The sequence below is a fragment of the Methylocystis echinoides genome (genome assembly GCF_040687965.1).
In the GTDB taxonomy this organism is placed as follows: domain Bacteria; phylum Pseudomonadota; class Alphaproteobacteria; order Rhizobiales; family Beijerinckiaceae; genus Methylocystis; species Methylocystis echinoides_A.
Genome location: NZ_CP156084.1, coordinates 853,053 through 872,654 on the forward strand (window position 1 = coordinate 853,053; position 19,602 = coordinate 872,654).

At 66.7% G+C, this 19,602-nt stretch carries 18 protein-coding genes and 1 other RNA gene; 8 read left to right on the forward strand and 11 right to left on the reverse strand.

The window, feature by feature from the left end; all coding sequences use genetic code 11:
* The first annotated feature begins 329 nt into the window (after positions 1-329).
* From RVU70_RS04080 to RVU70_RS04095, 4 genes are all read left to right on the forward strand, one after another.
* Positions 330-2,651: a UvrD-helicase domain-containing protein gene (locus RVU70_RS04080; RefSeq protein WP_363349806.1), complete on the forward strand. Its 2,322-nt coding sequence runs from the start codon at positions 330-332 to the stop codon at positions 2,649-2,651.
* 114 nt (positions 2,652-2,765) lie between these two features.
* Positions 2,766-2,960: a type II toxin-antitoxin system HicA family toxin gene (locus RVU70_RS04085; RefSeq protein ID WP_363349807.1), complete on the forward strand. Its 195-nt coding sequence runs from the start codon at positions 2,766-2,768 to the stop codon at positions 2,958-2,960.
* 7 nt (positions 2,961-2,967) lie between these two features.
* Positions 2,968-3,252: a type II toxin-antitoxin system HicB family antitoxin gene (locus tag RVU70_RS04090; RefSeq protein WP_363349808.1), complete on the forward strand. Its 285-nt coding sequence runs from the start codon at positions 2,968-2,970 to the stop codon at positions 3,250-3,252.
* A gap of 243 nt (positions 3,253-3,495) precedes the next feature.
* Entirely contained in the window at positions 3,496-5,085 is a 1,590-nt protein-coding gene (locus RVU70_RS04095; protein ID WP_363349809.1) for a L,D-transpeptidase family protein, read from the forward strand.
* A 141-nt stretch (positions 5,086-5,226) separates the two neighbouring features.
* Here the strand turns inward: RVU70_RS04095 and RVU70_RS04100 are convergent, their stop codons facing one another.
* Positions 5,227-5,886, reverse strand: a complete 660-nt coding sequence (locus RVU70_RS04100; RefSeq protein WP_363349810.1) for a class I SAM-dependent methyltransferase — start codon at positions 5,884-5,886, stop codon at positions 5,227-5,229.
* 112 nt (positions 5,887-5,998) lie between these two features.
* On the opposite strand from RVU70_RS04100, the gene RVU70_RS04105 reads away from it, so the two are divergent.
* Together RVU70_RS04105 and RVU70_RS04110 are read left to right on the forward strand one after the other, a co-directional pair.
* A complete protein-coding gene (locus RVU70_RS04105) occupies positions 5,999-7,813 on the forward strand; it encodes an ATP-binding cassette domain-containing protein (RefSeq protein ID WP_363349811.1) in 1,815 nt (604 codons plus the stop codon).
* Positions 7,814-7,902: 89 nt separating this feature from the next.
* Positions 7,903-8,154 carry a hypothetical protein gene (locus RVU70_RS04110; RefSeq protein WP_363349812.1) on the forward strand — a complete coding sequence of 84 codons (252 nt, stop codon included), beginning with the start codon at positions 7,903-7,905 and terminating at the stop codon, positions 8,152-8,154.
* On the opposite strand, the gene RVU70_RS04115 is transcribed toward RVU70_RS04110, so the two are convergent.
* The 6 genes from RVU70_RS04115 to RVU70_RS04140 form a co-directional block, all read right to left on the reverse strand.
* Positions 8,138-8,398 (reverse strand): ribbon-helix-helix domain-containing protein, encoded by a 261-nt coding sequence (locus tag RVU70_RS04115; protein ID WP_363349813.1) that lies wholly within the window; start codon positions 8,396-8,398, stop codon positions 8,138-8,140. The genes RVU70_RS04110 and RVU70_RS04115 overlap by 17 nt on opposite strands.
* Positions 8,395-8,586 carry a DUF4169 family protein gene (locus RVU70_RS04120; RefSeq protein ID WP_363349814.1) on the reverse strand — a complete coding sequence of 64 codons (192 nt, stop codon included), beginning with the start codon at positions 8,584-8,586 and terminating at the stop codon, positions 8,395-8,397. Before RVU70_RS04120 ends, RVU70_RS04115 begins: the two co-directional genes overlap by 4 nt.
* A complete protein-coding gene (locus tag RVU70_RS04125; RefSeq protein WP_363349815.1) occupies positions 8,586-9,179 on the reverse strand; it encodes a ClpXP protease specificity-enhancing factor SspB in 594 nt (197 codons plus the stop codon). The genes RVU70_RS04120 and RVU70_RS04125 overlap by 1 nt, the downstream gene beginning before the upstream one ends.
* 68 nt (positions 9,180-9,247) lie before the next feature.
* Positions 9,248-9,601: a transfer-messenger RNA gene (gene ssrA / locus RVU70_RS04130) on the reverse strand.
* Between the two features lie 72 nt (positions 9,602-9,673).
* Positions 9,674-10,279 (reverse strand): aminoacyl-tRNA hydrolase, encoded by a 606-nt coding sequence (pth, locus tag RVU70_RS04135; RefSeq protein WP_363349816.1) that lies wholly within the window; start codon positions 10,277-10,279, stop codon positions 9,674-9,676.
* Between the two features lie 90 nt (positions 10,280-10,369).
* The gene (locus RVU70_RS04140; RefSeq protein ID WP_363349817.1) at positions 10,370-10,990 is read right to left on the reverse strand and encodes a 50S ribosomal protein L25/general stress protein Ctc; all 621 of its coding nucleotides are present in this window, start codon (positions 10,988-10,990) and stop codon (positions 10,370-10,372) included.
* A 228-nt stretch (positions 10,991-11,218) separates the two neighbouring features.
* Between RVU70_RS04140 and RVU70_RS04145 the strand changes: the two genes are divergently transcribed.
* Complete coding sequence (locus RVU70_RS04145) at positions 11,219-12,436, forward strand: beta-ketoacyl-[acyl-carrier-protein] synthase family protein (RefSeq protein WP_363349818.1); 1,218 nt, start codon at positions 11,219-11,221, stop codon at positions 12,434-12,436.
* 425 nt (positions 12,437-12,861) lie between these two features.
* Positions 12,862-14,157 (forward strand): UDP-N-acetylglucosamine 1-carboxyvinyltransferase, encoded by a 1,296-nt coding sequence (gene murA / locus RVU70_RS04150; protein ID WP_363349819.1) that lies wholly within the window; start codon positions 12,862-12,864, stop codon positions 14,155-14,157.
* A gap of 133 nt (positions 14,158-14,290) precedes the next feature.
* Here the strand turns inward: murA and RVU70_RS04155 are convergent, their stop codons facing one another.
* From RVU70_RS04155 to RVU70_RS04170, 4 genes are all read right to left on the reverse strand, one after another.
* Positions 14,291-15,508, reverse strand: a complete 1,218-nt coding sequence (locus RVU70_RS04155) for an LL-diaminopimelate aminotransferase (protein WP_363349820.1) — start codon at positions 15,506-15,508, stop codon at positions 14,291-14,293.
* An 81-nt stretch (positions 15,509-15,589) separates the two neighbouring features.
* A complete protein-coding gene (locus tag RVU70_RS04160) occupies positions 15,590-16,873 on the reverse strand; it encodes an MFS transporter (RefSeq protein ID WP_363349821.1) in 1,284 nt (427 codons plus the stop codon).
* A gap of 290 nt (positions 16,874-17,163) precedes the next feature.
* A complete protein-coding gene (locus RVU70_RS04165; RefSeq protein ID WP_363349822.1) occupies positions 17,164-18,015 on the reverse strand; it encodes an NADPH-dependent oxidoreductase in 852 nt (283 codons plus the stop codon).
* Between the two features lie 134 nt (positions 18,016-18,149).
* Complete coding sequence (locus RVU70_RS04170) at positions 18,150-19,508, reverse strand: glycerate kinase (protein ID WP_363349823.1); 1,359 nt, start codon at positions 19,506-19,508, stop codon at positions 18,150-18,152.
* Between the last annotated feature and the right edge of the window lie 94 nt (positions 19,509-19,602).

A 19,602-nucleotide genomic window follows, 5' to 3' on the forward strand; every position in this document is an offset into this window, starting at 1 on the left:
GAGACGCCGCCTTCGGCGGCTCCTCATGCTTCGAGACGCCGCCTTCGGCGGCTCCTCATGCTTCGAGACGCCGCCTTCGGCGGCTCCTCATGCTTCGAGACGCCGCCTTCGGCGGCTCCTCATGCTTCGAGACGCCGCCTTCGGCGGCTCCTCAGCATGAGGGTTTATTCCCGTCTCAGCCAGTAACTTAGGCCTCATCCTGAGGAGCGCGCGCAGCGCGCGTCTCGAAGGACGAGGCCGCCGCTCAGTTTACGGGCCCCAATCGCCCAAATTCGTGATTCGCGTTCCGTTCTCCTATATGCTTGAAGCGGAATCATGGGGAGAAACGGTTGTCCGATCTGGAAGATTACACGCCGCGCGACGGGGGTCTCGCCGCCCGGGCCGCAGCGGCGGCGCAGCGGCCGCGCTATCTCGACGGATTGAACCCCGAGCAGCGCGCGGCGGTCGAGACGCTCGACGGACCGGTGCTGGTTCTCGCCGGCGCCGGCACCGGCAAGACGCGCGCGCTCACCACGCGCATCGCCCATATCCTCGCGCTCGGCAAGGCGCGCGCCTATGAGATCCTCGCCGTCACCTTCACCAACAAGGCCGCGCGCGAAATGCGCGAGCGCGTCGAAATGCTCGTCGGCGAGGGCGCGCAGGCGATGCAATGGCTCGGCACCTTTCACGCGATCAGCGCCAAGATCATGCGCCGCCACGCCGAGCTCGTCGGGCTCAAGCCCAATTTCACCATCCTCGACACGGACGACCAGATCCGCCTCTTGAAGCAGGTGCTGCAGGCGGAAAACATCGACGACAAGCGCTGGCCGGCGCGCGCGCTCGCCATGCGCATCGACGGCTGGAAGAACCGCGGCCTTCTGCCGAACCAGGTGCCGGCCGGCGACGCCGAGAGTTTCGCCAATGGCAAGGGCGCGGCGCTTTACGCGCTCTATCAGGAACGCTTGAAAATTCTCAACGCCGTCGACTTCGGCGACCTGCTGCTCGAGTCGCTCAGGCTCTTTCGCGAAAACCCCGACGTGCTCGCCGACTATCAGAAGCGCTTCAAATATATCCTCGTCGACGAATATCAGGACACCAACACCGCGCAATATCTGTGGCTGCGGCTGATCTCGCAGGGGCGCCGCAACGTCTGCTGCGTGGGCGACGACGATCAGAGCGTCTATGGCTGGCGCGGCGCCGAAGTCGAAAACATCCTGCGTTTCGAACAGGACTTTCCCGGCGCCAAGATCGTGCGGCTCGAACGCAATTACCGCTCCACGGGCCATATTCTCGCCGCCGCCTCGCATCTCATCGGACATAATGAGGGCCGCCTCGGCAAGACGCTGTTTACCGACGGCGAGGACGGCGAAAAGCCGACGCTCACCGGGGTCTGGGACAGCGAGGAGGAAGCGCGCGTCATCGGCGAAGACATCGAGCAATTGCAACGTCGCGACCATTCGCTCGAAGAGATCGCCATTCTCGTGCGCGCCTCCTTTCAGATGCGGGAATTCGAAGAGCGTTTCGTCGAGATCGGCCTGCCCTATCGCATCATCGGGGGCCCGCGCTTCTATGAGCGGGCGGAAATCCGCGACGCGCTCGCCTATCTGCGCTGCGTCGCGCAGCCTGCCGACGATCTCGCCTTCGAGCGCATCGTCAATACGCCCAAGCGCGGCCTGGGCGACGCGACGCTGCAATTGCTGCATGAATATGGCCGCCGCGAGCGCGTCCCTCTCATGCAGGCGGCGCGCGCGCTCGTCGAGACGGAGGAGCTGAAGGCGAAGCCGCGCGGCGCCCTGAAAAGCCTTATCGCCGACTTTGACCGCTGGCGCAGCCTCATCGACGCGAAGCCGCAAAATGAGCTCGCCGAAATGGTGCTCGATGAGTCCGGCTATACGGAGATGTGGCGGCAGGACAAGACGCCGGAGGCCGCCGGCCGGCTCGAGAACCTCAAGGAACTCGTGCGCGCGATGGAGCAGTTTCCCGACCTTGCGGGCTTCCTCGAGCATGTGTCGCTCGTGATGGAGGCGGAGGAAGGCAAGAGCCAGGAGCGCGTCTCGATCATGACGCTGCACGCCGCTAAGGGGCTCGAATTCGAGACGGTCTATCTGCCCGGCTGGGAGGAAGGTCTCTTTCCGCATCAGCGCTCGCTCGACGAGCAGGGCCGCGCGGGCCTCGAAGAGGAGCGGCGCCTCGCTTATGTCGGGCTCACGCGCGCGAAACGCCGCGCCAAAATCTTCTTCGCCAGCAACCGCCGCATTCGCGGCCTGTGGCAGCCGACCGTGCCGTCGCGCTTCGTCGACAATCTGCCGCCGACCCATGTCGAGGTGGTCGAAGCGCCGAGCGGTTCGCAATATGGCGGCTACGCCGTCTCGCGCTTCGCCAATCTCGACGTCTATGGCTCCGACTATTCGACGCCCGGCTGGAAACGCGCTCAGGCCGCCCGCACCGAGCCCGCCCGTGAGAAACCCGCGCGGGCCAAGCAGCCCGTGACGATCGACGGCGAAATTATCGCGCGCTCCTCGACGGCGTCACGCTATGGCGCGGGCTCGCGCGTGTTCCACCTGAAATTCGGCCCCGGCACGGTGGCGGCCGTCGACGGCAACAAATGCACCGTGGATTTCGACAAGGCCGGGCGGAAGATGGTGCTGGAGAGCTTTTTGCAGGCGGGGTGAGGGATCACTTGAGCGGCCGCTTTTGCGACGATCTGCGGACAGACGCCGCGGCTCGAAACCGCCTCGTACGCGATGGTATACGAATAGGCGCTGAGCAAACCGTCAAGGCGCCGCATGTTCACGAACAGCCGAGATATCAAACGCCGCCTCGAAAAAGAAGGCTGGGTTCTCACCCGCGTGACCGGCTCGCACCATGTCTTCCGCAATCCGAAGACCGGCGCCATAATCCCCTTGCCTCATCCGAAGAAAGACCTTGGTTCCGGTCTGGTCTGGACAATCTACAAAGCGGCAGGGTGGCCGAAGGATTGATGCGCGCATGACCTACTACGTCGCCATCGTCGAAGAAGAAGAAGGAAAGGCTGTCGGCGTCTGGTTTCCCGATCTTCCGGGCTGCGTCTCGGCAGGCGACACTGTAGATGAGGCCATGACCAACGCCGCTGAGGCGCTGGCGCTATGGATCGATGTTGCTGAAGAAAGCGGCCGGCCTATCCCGGCGCCGCGAACCCTCACGGAGCTTAAGCGCGTTCCGGAGGTCGCGGAGGACCTTGTCCGCTACATGGTGGCTCTGATTCCCTTCCGACCCTTACGTCACGCCGCCTGACGTTCCTCCTTGCCCCACGCCCACCGCGATGGCGAACGCCGTCGCCGCCATGCTGTTGCAGGCGCGCCACAGTCGTTGAAATTCTTCACGCAGCCGCCCAGGCTGGGCGGGGCGCGATTCCCACCGAGACGGCCGCGCGGTAGTTTTTTTGGGCGAAGGGCTCGCGCGCCGGCGGCCACCGCGCCATATCCTTGACAGTATTAGACGATAGCGCGCCTGCGTCGCTTTGTTCCGAGGGCAGCCATGGAGGCTCTTTCGTTTCTCGCCCGGTTCGGCCTTTCCGGCGTCGCGCTCGCGGCGGCGCTCGGCTGCGCTCAGGCTGCGCCTTACCGTCCCGAACTTTTCGCGCCGCCCGCCGCCGTTGCGCTCATTGCGCTCGAGAAGGCGCCGACCGTCGCGCCGCTCGACTTCGACGCCCTGTCGCTTCCCGCCGACGAGACGTCGCCTGTTGTCGCTCTTACCGCCGCTCGGCTGCGCGTGACGCCCGCGGCGCCGGACGAACTGGACCTCGCCCTGAGCCTTCTGCCCGACAATCAGCGGGAACTCGCGCTGGCGCTGTCAGACTGGACCGCCGCGCCCGACGTCGCCCGAGACGCCGCGCGCCGCGCCTTGCGCGCCAAGCTCGCACGCGCCTATGCGGCGCGCCAATTCGCGCCCTTCTGGATGGACGAAACGGGCTGGCGCGAGGCCGCCGACCCCGCCATCACGCGCCTGCGCGCGGCGAGCGAGGATGGGCTCGAGCTGCGCGGCGTCTCGATCCCCTCCGCGCAGAACGCCGCCAGCGTCGCCGAGGAATTGGCGCTCTCCGAAGCGGTCGCCCTCTACGCCTATCAGGCGCGCGGCGGCCGGCTCGAGCCCGGCCAACTCTCCCGCCTGATCGGCGCGAAGCCGACGCTGCCAGATCCCGCCGCGGCGGTTGCAGAGGTCGCCGCCGCCGGCGCGCGCGCGGGCGAAACCTTGCAGAGCTTCAATCCGCCCCACTACGGCTATCAGCAACTGCGCGAGAAACTCGTGGAGCTGCGCACGCATCGCGCCGGCCTGCCGGAACTCGACGACCGCCTCGCCGCCGCCGAGGCCGGCCTGTCCGACGCCCTGCCGCCCGCCAAGGCGAAGCGCCATCGCCCGCAGACGCCCGCGTCGACGTCGCAACTCGAGGCCGAGATCATCGCCAATATGGAGCGCTGGCGCTGGCTGCCGCGCGACATGGGCGAAGAGCGCATCGAGGTGAACATCCCCGATTTCGAACTCGCGGTCATTCGCAACGGCGAAGTGACGCATCGCACCCGCGTCATCGTCGGCAAGGAGCAGACGCCGACGCCGATCTTCTCCGACGAGATGGTCGAGATCATCGTCAATCCGTCCTGGTATGTCCCGCAGTCCATCATCCAGAAGGAATGGCATGGCGGCGTCGGCGCGGGCTACGAGGTCTCTTACCGCAACGGCCAGATGGTCGTGCGCCAGCCGCCGGGCGAGAAGAACGCGCTCGGCCGGGTGAAATTCGTCTTCCCCAACGACTATGCGGTCTACATGCACGACACGCCGTCGCGCGGACTCTTCGCCCAGACGCATCGCGCCTTCAGCCACGGCTGCATGCGCGTCGATCAGCCTTTCGCGCTGGCCGAAGCCGTGCTTGGCCCCAAGAGCGGCTGGTCGGAAGAGCGGGTGAAGCGGCTCGTCGGCGCAAGCGAGCGCTACATCAATCTCGCGAAGCCGCTGCCGGTGCACATCGAATATTTCACGGCTTACGTCGACGAGGCGGGCCGGCTGGTGCAGCGGCCGGACCTCTACGGCTATTCGGCGCGGGTGCGGAAGGCGCTGGGGTTCGCCGGTTAATGGCCTGTCGCCGCTTCCCGGCGCCCTGGCCTGCAAGAGAAAACGTCGAAGGCGATCCCCGCCCTCGCCGCAGTCCCATCCCTCCCCTTTACGGGGAGGGTGGTCCCGCGGAGCGGGACCGGGTGGGGTTCGAGCGCGCGCTCAGCGCCGCCCCGAAAACAAAGCCGCGCAGCCGACGACGACGACCTTTACATCCGTAAAGCGTTTGCCGAGTTCGCGCCGCAGCGTAGCCAGATCGTCGCGCGTATTGGAGAAGACCCCGTCCGAATTGTAATAGGCCATGAGCCAGCGCGCCGCCGCGCTGCGCTCGACGCCGCCCTGCAAGAGCGTGGAGCCGAAAATCACGGCGCCGGGGTTCATCAAAGGCGCGAGGAAATCGAAGGCGCAGGCCTTGGCCGCCATGTCGCCCGGCAGGCAATGCAGCAGATAATTGACGCCGACCGAGTCGAAGGGCGCGCCCTCGAAGGGGATCGGCTCCAACACATTGCGGACATGGGTTTCAGGCTTGTAGCGCGCGATGCGCTTCGCCGCGAAGGCGAGCGAATGGGGGTTCAAATCCATGAGCGCGACGCGCGGATCGGCCGCGGGAAAACGGCAATTGTCGAGGTAATAGCCGCTGCCGACGCCGACATCGAGGTGATTGGCCGTGACATGCCGGTCGTAATGGGCGAGCAGACGCGGCGTCGGGCATTTCCAGATCCAGCGGTTCGAAATCCACAGCACGCGCAGATCGTAAAGGTTCAGCATCCCCGGCGTGTAGATCGCCTGCCCGGCCGCGATCTCCTCAGGCGTGAAGGACATGTCTGTTCCTCGGTCTATTCCTCGGGGATTGGCGCGCGAGGGGTGGCAAAGCGCGCCGGGCCGTGGAAAAAGGCTTCAATCCGAAAAAGACACGAGACCTGGCACCCGCGCAATGGCCCCGCCTCCCCTTCTCGCCCTGCAGGGCGTCACGCTCACCCTCGGCGGCAAGCCGCTTTTGGACGGAGCCGATCTCTCCGTCGCCCCCGGCGCGCGCATCTGCCTTGTCGGGCGCAACGGCTCCGGCAAGTCGACCCTCTTGAAGATCGCCGCCGGCGAGATCGAGGCCGACGCGGGCGTGCGGTTCCTTCAGCCCGGCGCCTCCTTGCGCTACCTGCTGCAGGAGCCGGATTTCTCGGGCTTTGCGACGGTCGCCGCCTATGTCGAGGCGGGGCTCGGTCCGCTCGACGACCCGCATGTCGCCAAGACCCTGCTCGCCGAACTGGGGCTGACCGGGGACGAGGACCCCTCGACGCTTTCGGGCGGCGAGGGGCGGCGCGCGGCGCTGGCGCGCGTGCTGGCGCCGGAGCCCGATATTCTGCTGCTCGACGAGCCGACGAACCATCTCGATCTTCCCACGATCCTCTGGCTCGAAGAGCGTCTCGACGCGCTGCGCTCGGCGATGGTGATCATCAGCCATGACCGCCGCTTTCTTCAGGATCTGACGCGCGAGACGGTGTGGATCGACCGCGGCCGCGCGCGGCATCTCTCGCGCGGCTTTGCGGAATTCGAGGCCTGGCGCGACCGCGAACTCGAGGAGGAGGAGAAGCAGGCTCATAAGCTCGAGCGCAAGATCGTCAATGAAGAGCACTGGCTGCGCCATGGCGTCTCCGGCCGGCGCAAACGCAATATGAAGCGGCTCGCCGGGCTGCAGGCGCTGCGCGTCGAGCGGCGCAACCGCGTCATGCCGACGGGCGACGTCAAGCTCGAAGCCAGCGAAGCGCAGCTTTCCGGCAAGCTGGTCATCGAGGCGGTCAAATTACGCAAGAGCTATGGCGAGCGCGCAATTGTGGAGAACTTCACCACCCGCGTCCTGCGCGGCGACCGGCTGGGCGTCGTCGGCGCGAATGGCGCGGGCAAGACGACGCTCATCAATCTCCTGACCGGAACCCTGGCGCCCGATGCCGGCAAGCTCAAACTCGGCGCCGGACTGGAAATGGCGACGCTCGATCAAAGCCGCGCCAGCCTCAAGCCGGAGACGACATTGCAGGACGCGCTCACCGGCGGCGGCTCCGATATGGTCGAGATCAATGGCGAGCGGCGCCATGTCGTCGGCTATATGAAGGACTTTCTGTTCAAGCCGGAGCAGGCGCGCACGCCGATCGGCAAGCTTTCGGGCGGCGAGCGCGGCCGTCTCATGCTCGCCCGCGCCCTGGCCAAGCCCTCCAATCTTCTCGTCCTCGACGAGCCGACGAACGACCTCGACCTCGAAACGCTCGACCTCCTCGAAGAAATGCTCGCCGATTACCCCGGCACGCTGATCGTCGTGTCGCACGACCGCGATTTTCTCGACCGGGTCGCGACGAGCGTGCTGGTGAGCGAGGGCGACGGCCGCTGGCTCGAATATGCCGGCGGCTACAGCGACATGGTCGCGCAGCGCGGGCGCGGCGTCGAGGCGCGCGGCGGCGGCCCACGCGAGGCCCCGAAAGAGAAAGCGCCAAGGGAAAAGCCCGCCGAGCGGCAGCCGGTCAAGGCGAAACTCTCCTTCAAGGAGCAGCATGCGCTGGCGACGCTGCCGGCAAAGATGGAAGAGCTGCGCGCCAAGCGCGCCAAGCTGCAGGCCCTTCTCGACGACCCGGAGCTCTACGCCAAGGACCCCGCCAGATTCGCCAAGGCGAGCGAAATGTTTTCCGGGGTCGAAGCGGATCTTTCCGCCGCCGAAGAAGAGTGGCTGGAGCTCGAGATCAAGCGCGAGGACATCGAAGGCTGAGACCGGAGACACGACGCTAGAGCGGTTGCCTGCGCTCGGCGCGCCTGTCATTTTGGCGTCTTGGCTCGACGAAATGCAGGAGCAGAAGAATGGGCCGGGGCGGACTTATCCTTGCTTTCCTGTTCCTGGGCGCCGCCCTGGCGACGGCGCAGGAAAAGCCCAAGGACATCATCGCCGCGCATGTGCGGCTGCAAGGCTACCCCTGCGACGCGCCGATAAGCGCCCGGCGCGACACCGCCGCCTCGCGGCCGGACGAATCGGCGTGGGTGCTCGTCTGCAAGAACGCACGCTACAGGGTGCGCCTCGTGCCTCATCTAGCCGATATCATCGAACCCTTGTGACCGACGGAGCCGGCCGCGCCGCCATCGCGCGCGCCAGCACGAAAACCCGCAGCGCCGATGAGAGATTCGCCTCGCCCCGCGACGCGTCGACCCGGGCGACGAGGGCGGCGAGGGAGACGCCCTCGTCGGTCGCGATCTCTTTCAGCGCAAGCCAGAACGCGTCCTCGAGCGAGACGCTGGTGCGATGCCCGGCAATGACGATGGAATGTTTGACGACTCGGCCCGAACCGGGGAGGTCGCTCACGCCGGCTCTTCTCCGGTCTCGCGCCTATGCGCGTCGAGCCTCCGCGTCTCCAGCCGCGTTTGCGCAGAGCTCAGCGCACGCTCCGCCTTGCTGCGTCCGAAGGCGATGCGATTCTCCTGCCCCTGCGCGTCTTTCTCGCGCCGGGCGCGGTCCTTGCGGGCGCGACGCAGATTGACGATCTCGCCCATCAGGTCTTTTTGCGAAAAGCGTCGATGGAGACGACTTTTGCGTCGCCCTCTCCGTCGGATTCCCCAACTGGCGGCTCGGCCTTCTGCGGCGTCCTGGGCTTCTCGGGCGCAGGTTTCTCTGCCTTGGCGGGCGTTGGTTTGGCTTCCGCCTTCTCGTCCCCGGCCCGCGCGCTCACCAGGCTCGGGCGCGGCGGCGCGGTTTCCTCTTCATCTTCGTCCTCCACCTCCTCGAGGTCGGCTGTCTCGAAGCGCAGTCCGAACTCGACCGAGGGGTCGTAGAAGCCGGTGATGGCCGCGTAAGGGATATAGAGATGCTCGGGGATCGAGCGGAACGATAGCGTGACGCCGAAGCCGTCGTCTTCGACGGCGAGGTTGGAGTATTGGTGCTGCAGGATGATGGTCAGCTCCTGCGGCCATTGCTCGGCGAGGCGGCGGGAAATCTGCACGCCCGGGGCGTCGGTGCGAAAGCTGATGGTGAAGTGATGGTCGCCGGGGAGATAGCCGTTCTCCGCGACGTCTCCCAAAACCTTGCGCACCACGCCGCGCATAGCGTCCTGAACGAGAAGGTCGTAACGAATAAGATCGGTCGCCATGCGCTTGTCCCTGGAGCCCGATGTCGGGCCCCGCCCCGCCCTGCCCCCGGGAGACGGGAAAAAATGAAAGTGGAGGCTTCTGTTGCCAGGCGCCTCCGAGCCCCGCCTAGAAGTGCAAACCCCTAGGGCTTTGATCCCGGTGTGGGCGCCGCATTACGCGGCGACGGCCACCGGAGCATAGTTGTCGTTGGCAACTATAAGGTTTGACCCGATAACGGCGGTATCATGCCGAGCGAAAAATCACCCTTTACGCCCTCGTCGATCCTATTTCGCCCCCGCCGCAGCCCGCCGGGACGGGCTCTGGTGGAGGCGCCGGGTACCGCCCCCGGGTCCGAATGGTTTATTGCGGTGTTCGTTTATCGCCATAGCCGCCGTGAAGCGGCAAAGCGAATATAGGCGCTCCCCGGAATTTGTGAAAGGGGCGCGCAGGCCCGACGTCGTCGGTTTCTCAACCGTGACGTTAAGAGACGACGGCGGGCGCCTTTCGAATAAGGTTACTTTTCCCCGACCCGCTTCACCGCGCCGAAGCCCTTCGCCTCCATGGCGAGATGCAGCTTGTTCTGCAGCCCGGCGTCGTCACCCTTCACGAGAAGCGCGGCGTTGTCGGCAAGGGCCTCGCAAAGCGCCTCGACCCAGGGCTCTTCGCTCTTGGCGAAGTCGTTCAGCACATAGCCATGCACGAGCGCCTTGTCGCCAGGGTGTCCGATCCCGAGGCGCACGCGCTTATAGTCGTTGCCGACATGGGCGGTGATGGAGCGCAGGCCATTGTGGCCGGCGACGCCGCCGCCGGCCTTGATCCGGCATTTGGCGGGCGCGAGGTCGAGCTCGTCGTGAAAGACGACAATATCTGCGACCGGAATCTTGTGGAATCGCGCCGCTTCGCCGACGGAGCGGCCGCTCTCGTTCATATAAGTCTGCGGCTCGAGCAGCAGGACTTTCTCGCCGGCGATATTGCCCTCGCTGACGAGGCCCTGAAACCGCGACCGCGCCTGCGCAAAGCCGTGCCGGCGGGCGATCGCCTCCAGCGCCATGAAGCCAATGTTGTGACGGTTTTTGGCGTATTGCCGCCCGGGATTGCCGAGGCCGACGAAGAGCTGCATGGCGGCGTCCAGCGCTGATCCCTCGAAGGGAGACAGAGCCCTCCCCGCGCGGGGCCCTCCCCCGGCGACGGGAGAGGGCGTTCTTCGTTGTTACTTCTTCTTTTCCGGAGCGGCCGCCGCCGCGGGCGCCGCCTCTTCGCCGCCGCCAGCCGGCGGGGCGAGGCTCGCCACGGTGAAGTTCTTATCCGGATTGGTGGGCTTGCAGCCCTCGGGCAGCGGGATCGCCGAGATATGCAGCGAATCGTTGAAGTCCATGCCCGCGAGGTCGGCGGTGACCGCCTCCGGAATGGCGTCGGCCGGCACCGTCATTTCGATCGTGTGGAAGACGATGTTGAGCGAGCCGCCGCGCTTCAGGCCGGGAGACTGTTCCTGATTGATGAAGTGGACCGGCACGTTCACCTTGAGGCGCGAGCCGGGCTTCAGGCGCAGGAAGTCGACGTGGAGCGGGAAGTCGCGCACGACGTCGAGCTGGTAGTCGCGCGGAATCGCGCGCTCCTTCTTGCCGTCGATGTCGAGCTCGAAAATCGTCGTGAGGAAGTGGCCCGCGAAGATCAGCTGGGTTGTGGCTTTCTTGTCGAGCGAAATCGGCGTGGGCGCTTCGCCGCCGCCATACAATACTGCTGGAATGCGGCCCTCACGGCGAACGCTGCGGGCGGCCCCCTTGCCGGTCCCGCTGCGCACCGTGGCCGCGAGCGTCTTCATCTCGGCCATGTCGGTGTCCTTTTTAAAAAGAAAAAGCGCCGCTCGCCTCCAGGGGTGTCGGAAACGCAGGCGCTGGGCGCGAGCTTATAGGCGAGAGCGGCGGGCGAGGCAAGGCGCGCGGGCGACGGCATGGCCTCGCTTGCGTTCAAAGCCGCTGCGGCCTTAACAGAGTTATCGCGCAAACAAAAGATTCAGCGGCGCGCGCCGCGATTGATTCTTGCAGAGGAACCCAGCCGCATGACGACAGAATCCGCTCGCCGCAGGGTTGTCGTCACCGGCATGGGCGCGGTCTCCGCCGCCGGCGTCGGCGCGGCCCCCCTCTGGGCGGCGGCGAAGGGCGGCGTCTCCTGCATCCGGCCGCTGAAGCTCGCCCGCCCCTATCCGGGGCGCATCAAGATCGCCGCGCAAGTCCCCGATTTCGATCCGGCGGCCTATCTCGAGCCCGAGCTTCTCCCTTACTGCGATCCCTTCACCCAGTTCTCGATCGTCGCCGCCGACGAGGCGTTGGCGCAGGCCGGCTTCGGGCGCAAAGAGGTCGGCGGGCCGCGCACGGCGGTCGTCATCGGCACCGGAATCGGCGGCGCGACGACGATCGACGACACCTCGTACGGCGAATATGCGGAGGGAAAGCGCCCCGACACGCTGTCCGTTCCCCGCCTCATCCCGAGCGCCGCGCCGACGACGCTCGGCATGCGCTACGGCGCCAAGGGGCCGACTTTCGCTCTCGCCTCGGCCTGCTCCTCCGCCACGCAGGCCATCGGCGAAGCCTTCGAGATGCTGCGCGCCGGCCGCGCCGACCGCGCCATCGCCGGCGGCGCCGAGGCCTGCGTCACCAATGGCTCGATGCGCGCCTGGGAGGCCCTGCGCGTGCTGACGCCCGACCTCTGCCGCCCCTTCTCCGCGCGACGCAACGGCATGACGCTCGGAGAGGGCGCGGCGGTCTTCATTCTGGAGACGCTGGACGCCGCTTTGGCGCGCGGCGCAACGCCGCTCTGCGAACTCTCCGGCTACGGCACGACGAGCGACGCCTTCGATCCGCTACGCGCCGACGTCGAAGGTCCGGCGCGCTGCATGCGTCTGGCGCTGGAGAGCGCCGGACTGGCGCCCGCGGCCGTCGATTATCTCAACGCCCATGGGACGGCGACCTACGCCAACGACATCACCGAATCCGAGGCGATGCGCGCGGTCTTCGGCGACAGGCCGCCGCCCGTCTCCTCGACCAAGCCGATTCATGGCCATGCGCTCGGCGCGAGCGGCGGCCTCGAGCTGACGGTGACGATCAACGCGTTGCGCGAGCAGATCGCGCCGCCGACGATCAACTTCGTCGAGCCCGATCCCAAATGCCGGGTGGACCCGATCCCCAATGAGGCTCGGAAAATGCCGATCCGGGTGGCGCTCTCCAACTCCTTCGCCTTCGGCGGCGTCAACGCGACGCTGGTGGTGCAGGCGATATAGCCGCGCCGCCCACGTCGCGGCGCGTCCATATCCTTACTGAATTTTCCGCCGCGAACTTGCCATTTCGAGACGCGGGGGCAATCTCTCGGGCGGAAAGAATTCCGCCGTCGCTCGCGCGTTCCTGGCGATGATGGGGGGCCGTCCCCGCGCCTGCCGCCTGTGCCTGGCGCCGCCCACGCTTGCCACCCCTCCCGCGAAGCCCTAGGAAGGCTTGAAGCTTTACCGGTTGACGAAGCCATGACGGAACGAGGCAAAGAGCCGCCTCCCGCCGCAAAAGCGTCGGATTCAGGCGGAAAAGCTCAAAAGACTGCTGCGAAGAAGAACGCCGCCGCGCTTTCCGCGGCGCTCCGGGCCAATTTAGCGCGTCGCAAGGCCCGGGAGCGGGCGCTGCGGGCCGCCGCGCAAAAAGACGACAGCGAGGCGTAATGGACAAGATCAGGATCGTCGGCGGCGCGCCGCTCAATGGCGTCATCCCCATCTCCGGCGCCAAGAACGCCGCTTTGCCGCTGATGATCGCCTCGCTGCTCACGAAGGAGACGCTGACGCTCGAAAACATGCCGCTGCTGGCGGACGTGACGCAACTCGAGCGCATCCTCGGCAATCACGGCGTCGATTTCACCATCTCGGGCAAGCGCCGCGGCGACACCGAAAACGCCGGCCGCACCGTGCATTTCACGGCGCGTGAGATCGTCGACACCACGGCGCCTTACGAGCTCGTCTCGCGCATGCGCGCGAGCTTCTGGGTCTTCGCGCCGCTGCTCGCGCGCATGGGCGAATGTCGCGTGTCGCTTCCCGGCGGCTGCGCCATCGGCACGCGGCCCGTCGATCTGCTGCTGGAGGCGGTGAAAAAGCTCGGCGCCAACATCGAGATCGAAAACGGCTATGTGGTCGGCACGGCGAAAAACGGGCTCGTCGGCGGAGAAATCGATTTCGCCAAAGTCACCGTCGGCGGCACCCATACCGCGCTGATGGCGGCCTCGCTCGCGCGCGGAACGACAGTGATCCGCAACGCGGCGCGCGAACCGGAGATCGTCGATCTCGCCGAGTGCCTGCAAAAGATGGGGGCGCACATCTCCGGCGCTGGGACCTCGACGATCGAAATCGAGGGGGTCACGTCCCTATCCGGCGCGCATCACGCTGTCATGCCGGATCGCATCGAGGCGGGCACTTACGCCATGGCGGTGGCGATGACGGGCGGCGACGTCGTGCTCGCCGGCGCCCGCGCCGATATCCTGCAGGCGGCGCTCGACGCGCTCGTCGAGGCCGGCGCCACTGTGAGCGAGACCAATGAAGGGCTGCGGGTCGCGCGCAATGGGTCCGGGATCGCGCCGGTCAACGTCGTGACGGCGCCATTTCCGGCTTTCCCGACCGATCTTCAGGCGCAGTTCATGGCGCTCATGACACGGGCGAAGGGGACGTCCCGCATCACAGAAACAATTTTCGAAAACCGCTTCATGCATGTGCAAGAGCTCGCCCGGCTCGGCGCCCACATCAAGCTCGAAGGCGATACGGCGGTTGTCACGGGCGCGGATCATCTCGACGGCGCGCCGGTCATGGCGACGGACCTGCGCGCCTCCGTCTCGCTGGTGATCGCGGCCCTCGCCGCGCGCGGCGAAACGACGATCAATCGCGTCTATCACCTGGATCGCGGCTTCGAGCGGCTGGAGAAGAAGCTTTCGGATTGCGGCGCGCAGATCGAGCGGATCAGCGGACAGGGCTGAAGCGGAAACGCCCCCTCCCTGTCCCTCCCCCGCTTCGCGGGAGAGGGGACGCTCGCGATCGAACTCGATGAAGGCCACGATCTACTCCCTCTCCCGTGAAAGCGGGGGAGGGTTGGGGAGGGGGCTTTCGTCGCTATCCCCGCGCCGCGAGCGGCACGACGTTGTGAAGGTGCTGATCGGCGGTCTCGAAGAAGCGGCGGAGATTGCGCGCGGCCTGGCGGATGCGCTGTTCATTCTCGACCAAAGCGAGCCGCAGATAGCCCTCGCCGTTCTCGCCGAAGCCCTCGCCGGGGGCCACCGCGACGTCGGCCTTTTCGATGAGGAGCTTCGAAAAGTCGAGGCTCGACATGCCTCGAAAACGCTCGGGCACCGGCGCCCAGGCGAACATGGAGGCGGAGGGCGCCGGGATCGGCCAACCGGCCTGCGTGAAGCTCTCCACCATCACGTCGCGGCGCTTCTTGTAGATCGCGCGCATCTCGCGCACGCAATCGTCCGGGCCGTTGAGCGCCGCGGTCGCCGCGACCTGAACCGGCGTGAAGGCCCCATAATCGAGGTAGCTCTTGACGCGCGCGAGCGCCGCGCAGAGCCGCTCATTGCCGACCGCGAAGCCGATGCGCCAGCCCGCCATGGAGAAGGTCTTCGACATCGACGTGAACTCCACCGTCACGTCGATGGCGCCCGGCACCTGCAGGACCGAGGGCGGCGGATCATTGTCGAAGAAGACCTCGGCATAGGCGAGGTCGGACAAGATGAAGATGTCGTGCTTCTTCGCGAAGGCGACGAGATCCTTATAGAAATCGAGCGACGCCACTTCCGCCGTCGGATTGGACGGATAGCAGACGATGACGGCGATGGGCTTGGGAATCGAATGGATCATCGCGCGTTCGAGCGCGGCGAAATAGGCCGGGCCGGGCGCCGACGGCACGGAGCGGATGACGCCGCCCGCCATCAGAAAACCGAAGGCGTGGATGGGGTAGGAGGGATTGGGAACGAGCACGACGTCGCCCGGCGCCGTGATCGCCTGCGCCATATTGGCGAAGCCCTCCTTGGAGCCGAGCGTCGCAACGATCTGCGTCTCGGAATCGAGCTTCACGTCGAAGCGGCGCTGATAATAGGCCGCCTGGGCGCGGCGCAGGCCGGCGATGCCCTTGGAGGCGGAATAGCGGTCCGTGCGCGGGCGACCGGCGGTCTCGACGAGCTTTTCGACGACATGTTTCGGCGCCGGCAAATCGGGATTGCCCATGCCCATGTCGATGATGTCGGCGCCGCCGGCGCGCGCCTTGGCCTTCAGGCGGTTCACCTGCTCGAAGACGTAAGGCGGCAGGCGCTTGATGCGATAAAAATCCGACATTTCGATCTTTTCCGATTCAGGAATAGCGATTCTACCGGTTTTTGCGCGGCTTCGGCAAATGACGCGCGCGGCTGGGCCGTTTCAACGCCTTCGGCCGGCGACGCGCAGGATCAGCGCGGCCGTCACCGCCGGCCCCAGGGCGAGGGCAAGAAGGGCGTCAGAAAACTCTCCCGTCGCGCCTTTTATAAGGCCAACCAGCCAGGGCCCGGCAAGCCCCGACAGATTGCCGATGGAATTGATCATCGCCACCCCGACGACCGCGTCGGCGGGGCGGAGCGTAAGGGTCGCGAAGCTCCAGAAGGTCGGCAGCGCCGCCACCGAGCCGACAGCGGCGACAGTAAGCGCGATCATGGCGGCGAGGGGCGTGGGGGCGTAAGCCGCGCCAGCGAGGCCGACGGCGCCGAGGACGCAGACAAGCGCGGTGTGACGGACCGTCTCGCCTCTGTGGTCCGAGCTTCTGCTCCACAGCCACATGGCGAGCGCGCCGAAGGCGTAAGGGACGGCCGCAAGAAAACCCGTCGCTAGGATGCTGGCGCCAAAGCCCTTGACGATCTGCGGGAGCCAGAAACTCAAGCCATAGAGCGCCATCACGACGCCGAAATAGGCGACGCCGAGCGCGAGAACGCGGCCGTTGAGAAGCGCGCCCCAATAGTTTTCGTCGTGAGGCGGCTCTTCGCGCGCAAGCTCCGCCTCGAGCCAATCACGCTCGTCGCGCGCGAGCCATCGCGCCTCGGCCGGACGGTCGGGGAGGTAAAAGAAGCAGACGAGGCCCAGCGCAATCGAGGGCAGCGCCTCGATGAAAAACAGCCAGCGCCAGCCGGAGACGCCGGCGACGCCGTCCATGACCGTGAGGAGGACGCCCGAGATCGGCGCGCCCACGGCGCTGCCAAGCGGAACGGCGATCAGAAAACCGGCCAGGATGCGCGCCCGCTGCGCGGCCGGAATCCAGTAAGTGAGATAAAGGATCACGCCCGGCGCGAAGCCCGCCTCCGCCGCGCCGAGCAGCAGCCTCAGAACGACGAAACTCGTCTCGCTCCAGACGAAGGCGGTGATCGCCGCGATCAGCCCCCAACTCACCATGATGCGCGCCATCCAGCGGCGCGCGCCGACGCGGTGCATCACATGATTGCTGGGCGCCTCGAAGAGGCAGTACGTGATGAAGAAGACCCCTGCCGCCCAGCCGTAAAAGGCCGGCGTGAAGCCCATTTCCTTGTTCATCGTGAGCGCAGCGAAGCCGACGTTCACGCGATCGAGATAGGCGACGAAAAAGCCCGCCGTCAGCAAGGGGACGAGGCGCCAGGCGACCTTGGCGACGATGCGCTCGCCGTCGACTGTCGGCTCGGATTTCACCAGCGTTTCGGTCACGAAAGCGCCCTCGATGGACAGCGACGCGAGGCGGCTCTCGCTAGCATTCTGGGTTGGCCCTGGACCCCACCCGGCCCGTTTCGCGGGCCACCCTCCCCGCAAAGGGGAGGGATGGGATAGCGGCGAGGGCGCGGATCAACGTCGAGCGCTCATGAAACCCTGCAGATTATTCGCACGCTCGGTGTTCCATTCCCTCCCCCTTGCGGGGAGGGTGTCGCCGCGCAGCGGCGACGGGTGGGGACAGCCTTGGACCGGGGAGAAGGCGCACTCACGCGCTTCAAGGATCGCCATCACCGCAGTTCGAAGCCGAGCGCCTTCAGCGCCTCGCGGATGCGATCGCGGCCGCTCATCGCATCCGGCCCACGGACGCGCGAGAGCACCTGGCGGATCCAGCCCTGCTCGGGCAGGCCCTGCTCTTTCTGGAAGTCCTTGAACACGTGGTCGAGCGTCTCGACCGCCTCGCGCTGGGCGTCGCCCCACTGATACTGCTCGCGATGCAGCACGGCGGCCTGGCCGAGGCGCGGCTTGACGCCGGCGTTGGCGGCGGGGTCCGGCACGCCGACCGTCATGCCGAAGACGGCGAAGACATTCGGCGGCAGGTTCAGCTCCTTCGCCACGTCCTCGGGCTTGTTGCGCATGGCGCCGATGTAGCAGCAGCCGAGCCCCAGCGCCTCGAGCGCGACGACGGCGTTTTGCGCGGCGAGCGCGGCGTCGACGACGCCCGTCATGAAGATTTCGAGATAGGGCAGCGCCGCCGCGTCGCGGCCCTTGTCCTTGGCGAGCGCGTCGAGCCGCGCGAGATCGCACAGCCAGATCAAGAGCAGCTTGCAGTCGCGAATGTGTTTCTGCCCGCCGGCGAGGTCGGCGAGGCGGGTCTTGCGCGCTTCGTCCTCGACGGCGACCACGCTCCATACCTGAAGATTGGACGAAGTGGACGCGGATTGCGCGGCAGCCACGATCGTCTCCAGCGCGCCGGGCGGCAGCGGCTGATCGAGATAGTTCCGGTGCGAGCGATGCGCGAGGATGAGGTCGAGCGTGTCGTTCCAGATCGCGGGCTTGGGCGAATCCGCGCGCCGATAGCGCTCGAACGTGGCGGCGGCGCCGCGCGCGTCGAAATTTTCAGGGCTTACGGGCTTGTTCATGTTCTTCCGGGGATGGACGCCGCTTTCGCAGAAAGCCGCGCCGGGCCTTGCAAGCCCGGCGACATTTCCGCGGCAGTCTAGCAAGGCCCGCGATCGGCTCCAAGGGCTTTGCGGCGGCGCAGCAATGAACGGATTTATCGCGCGAGCCCCAGCCAGCGCAGCAGATTCGACCCGGATTGGCTTTCGTTGGCTTGCGGCGCGCTCTTATGGGGGCCGCCAACCCGCTTCGGCACGAGAATGACGCGGAAGTCGTTGACGTTCGTGCGCGTCGGGCCGGTGACGACGAGATCGCCGAGCGCCTCGAAGGCCGTGAAGGCGTCGTTATTGGCGAAGAGCGCCTTGAGATCGACGCCCTTGGCCTGGGCGCGCGCATAACTGTCCGGCGTCATGATGGCGCCGGCGTTCGTCTCGACGCCGTCGATGCCGTCGGTGTCGCAGGCGATGGCGGAAATATCGCCAAAGCCTTCGAGCGCCAGCGTCAGCCCCAGCAGAAATTCGGCGTCGCGGCCGCCTTTGCCATTGCCGCGCACGGTCACGGTCGTCTCGCCGCCCGAGATGACGGCGACCGGCGGCTCGAAGGGCTGTCCGTGCAGCGCAATCTGCTTGGCGATCCCGGCGTGCACCAGCGCCACGTCGCGCGACTCGCCTTCGAGATCGCCCAGAATGCAGGGGGTATAACCCGCGGCTTTCGCCACGGCGGCGGCGGCGTCGAGCGACCCCTGCGGCGTGGCGATGAGGATGTTCTCGACCCGATCGAAGATCGCGTCGCCCGGCTTCGGCGTCTCGCAATCGGGGCTGGAAAGGTGCTTGAGCACCGCCGGCGGCGGGTCGATCTTGTATTTGGCGATGACGGCGAGGGCGTCCTCACGGGTCGTAGGGTCGGGGACGGTCGGACCCGAGGCGATGACCGAGAGGTCGTCGTTCGGCACGTCGGAAATCATCAAGGCGACGACGCGCGCGGGCGCGGCGGCGCGCGCGAGACGGCCGCCCTTGATGGCGGAGAGATGTTTGCGCACGCAATTCATCTCGGAGATATTCGCGCCGCTCTTGAGGAGCGCCTTGTTGACGGCCTGCTTCTCTTCGAGCGTTACGCCCTCGGCCGGCAACGCCATCAGCGCCGAACCGCCGCCAGAAATAAGCGCGATCACGAGATCGTCTTCGGTGAGCCCTTGCACCTTCTGCAGAATGCGCTTGGCCGCCTCGCGGCCGGCTGCGTCCGGCACCGGATGCGACGCCTCGATCACCTCGATCTGCTTCGTCGGCGCGCCATGCTCGTAACGGGTGACGACGAGGCCTTCGAGCGGTCCGCCCTTCCAATGTTCCTCGACCGCCGCCGCCATGGAGGCGGCCGCCTTGCCGGCGCCGATGACGATCGTGCGTCCCTTGGGCGGCGCGATCTTCGCGAGATGCGACGGCAGGCAAAGGGACGGATGGGCGGCGCCGACGGCGGCGTCGAACATGGCGCGGAGAAGCTGGCGGGGATCGGCGGACATGGATCGCTTTCTTCCGGAAATCTGTCGGGGAATACCCCCTTCCTGTCCCTCCCCCGCTCACGCGGGAGAGGGGACGCTCACGATCAGCGTGGTC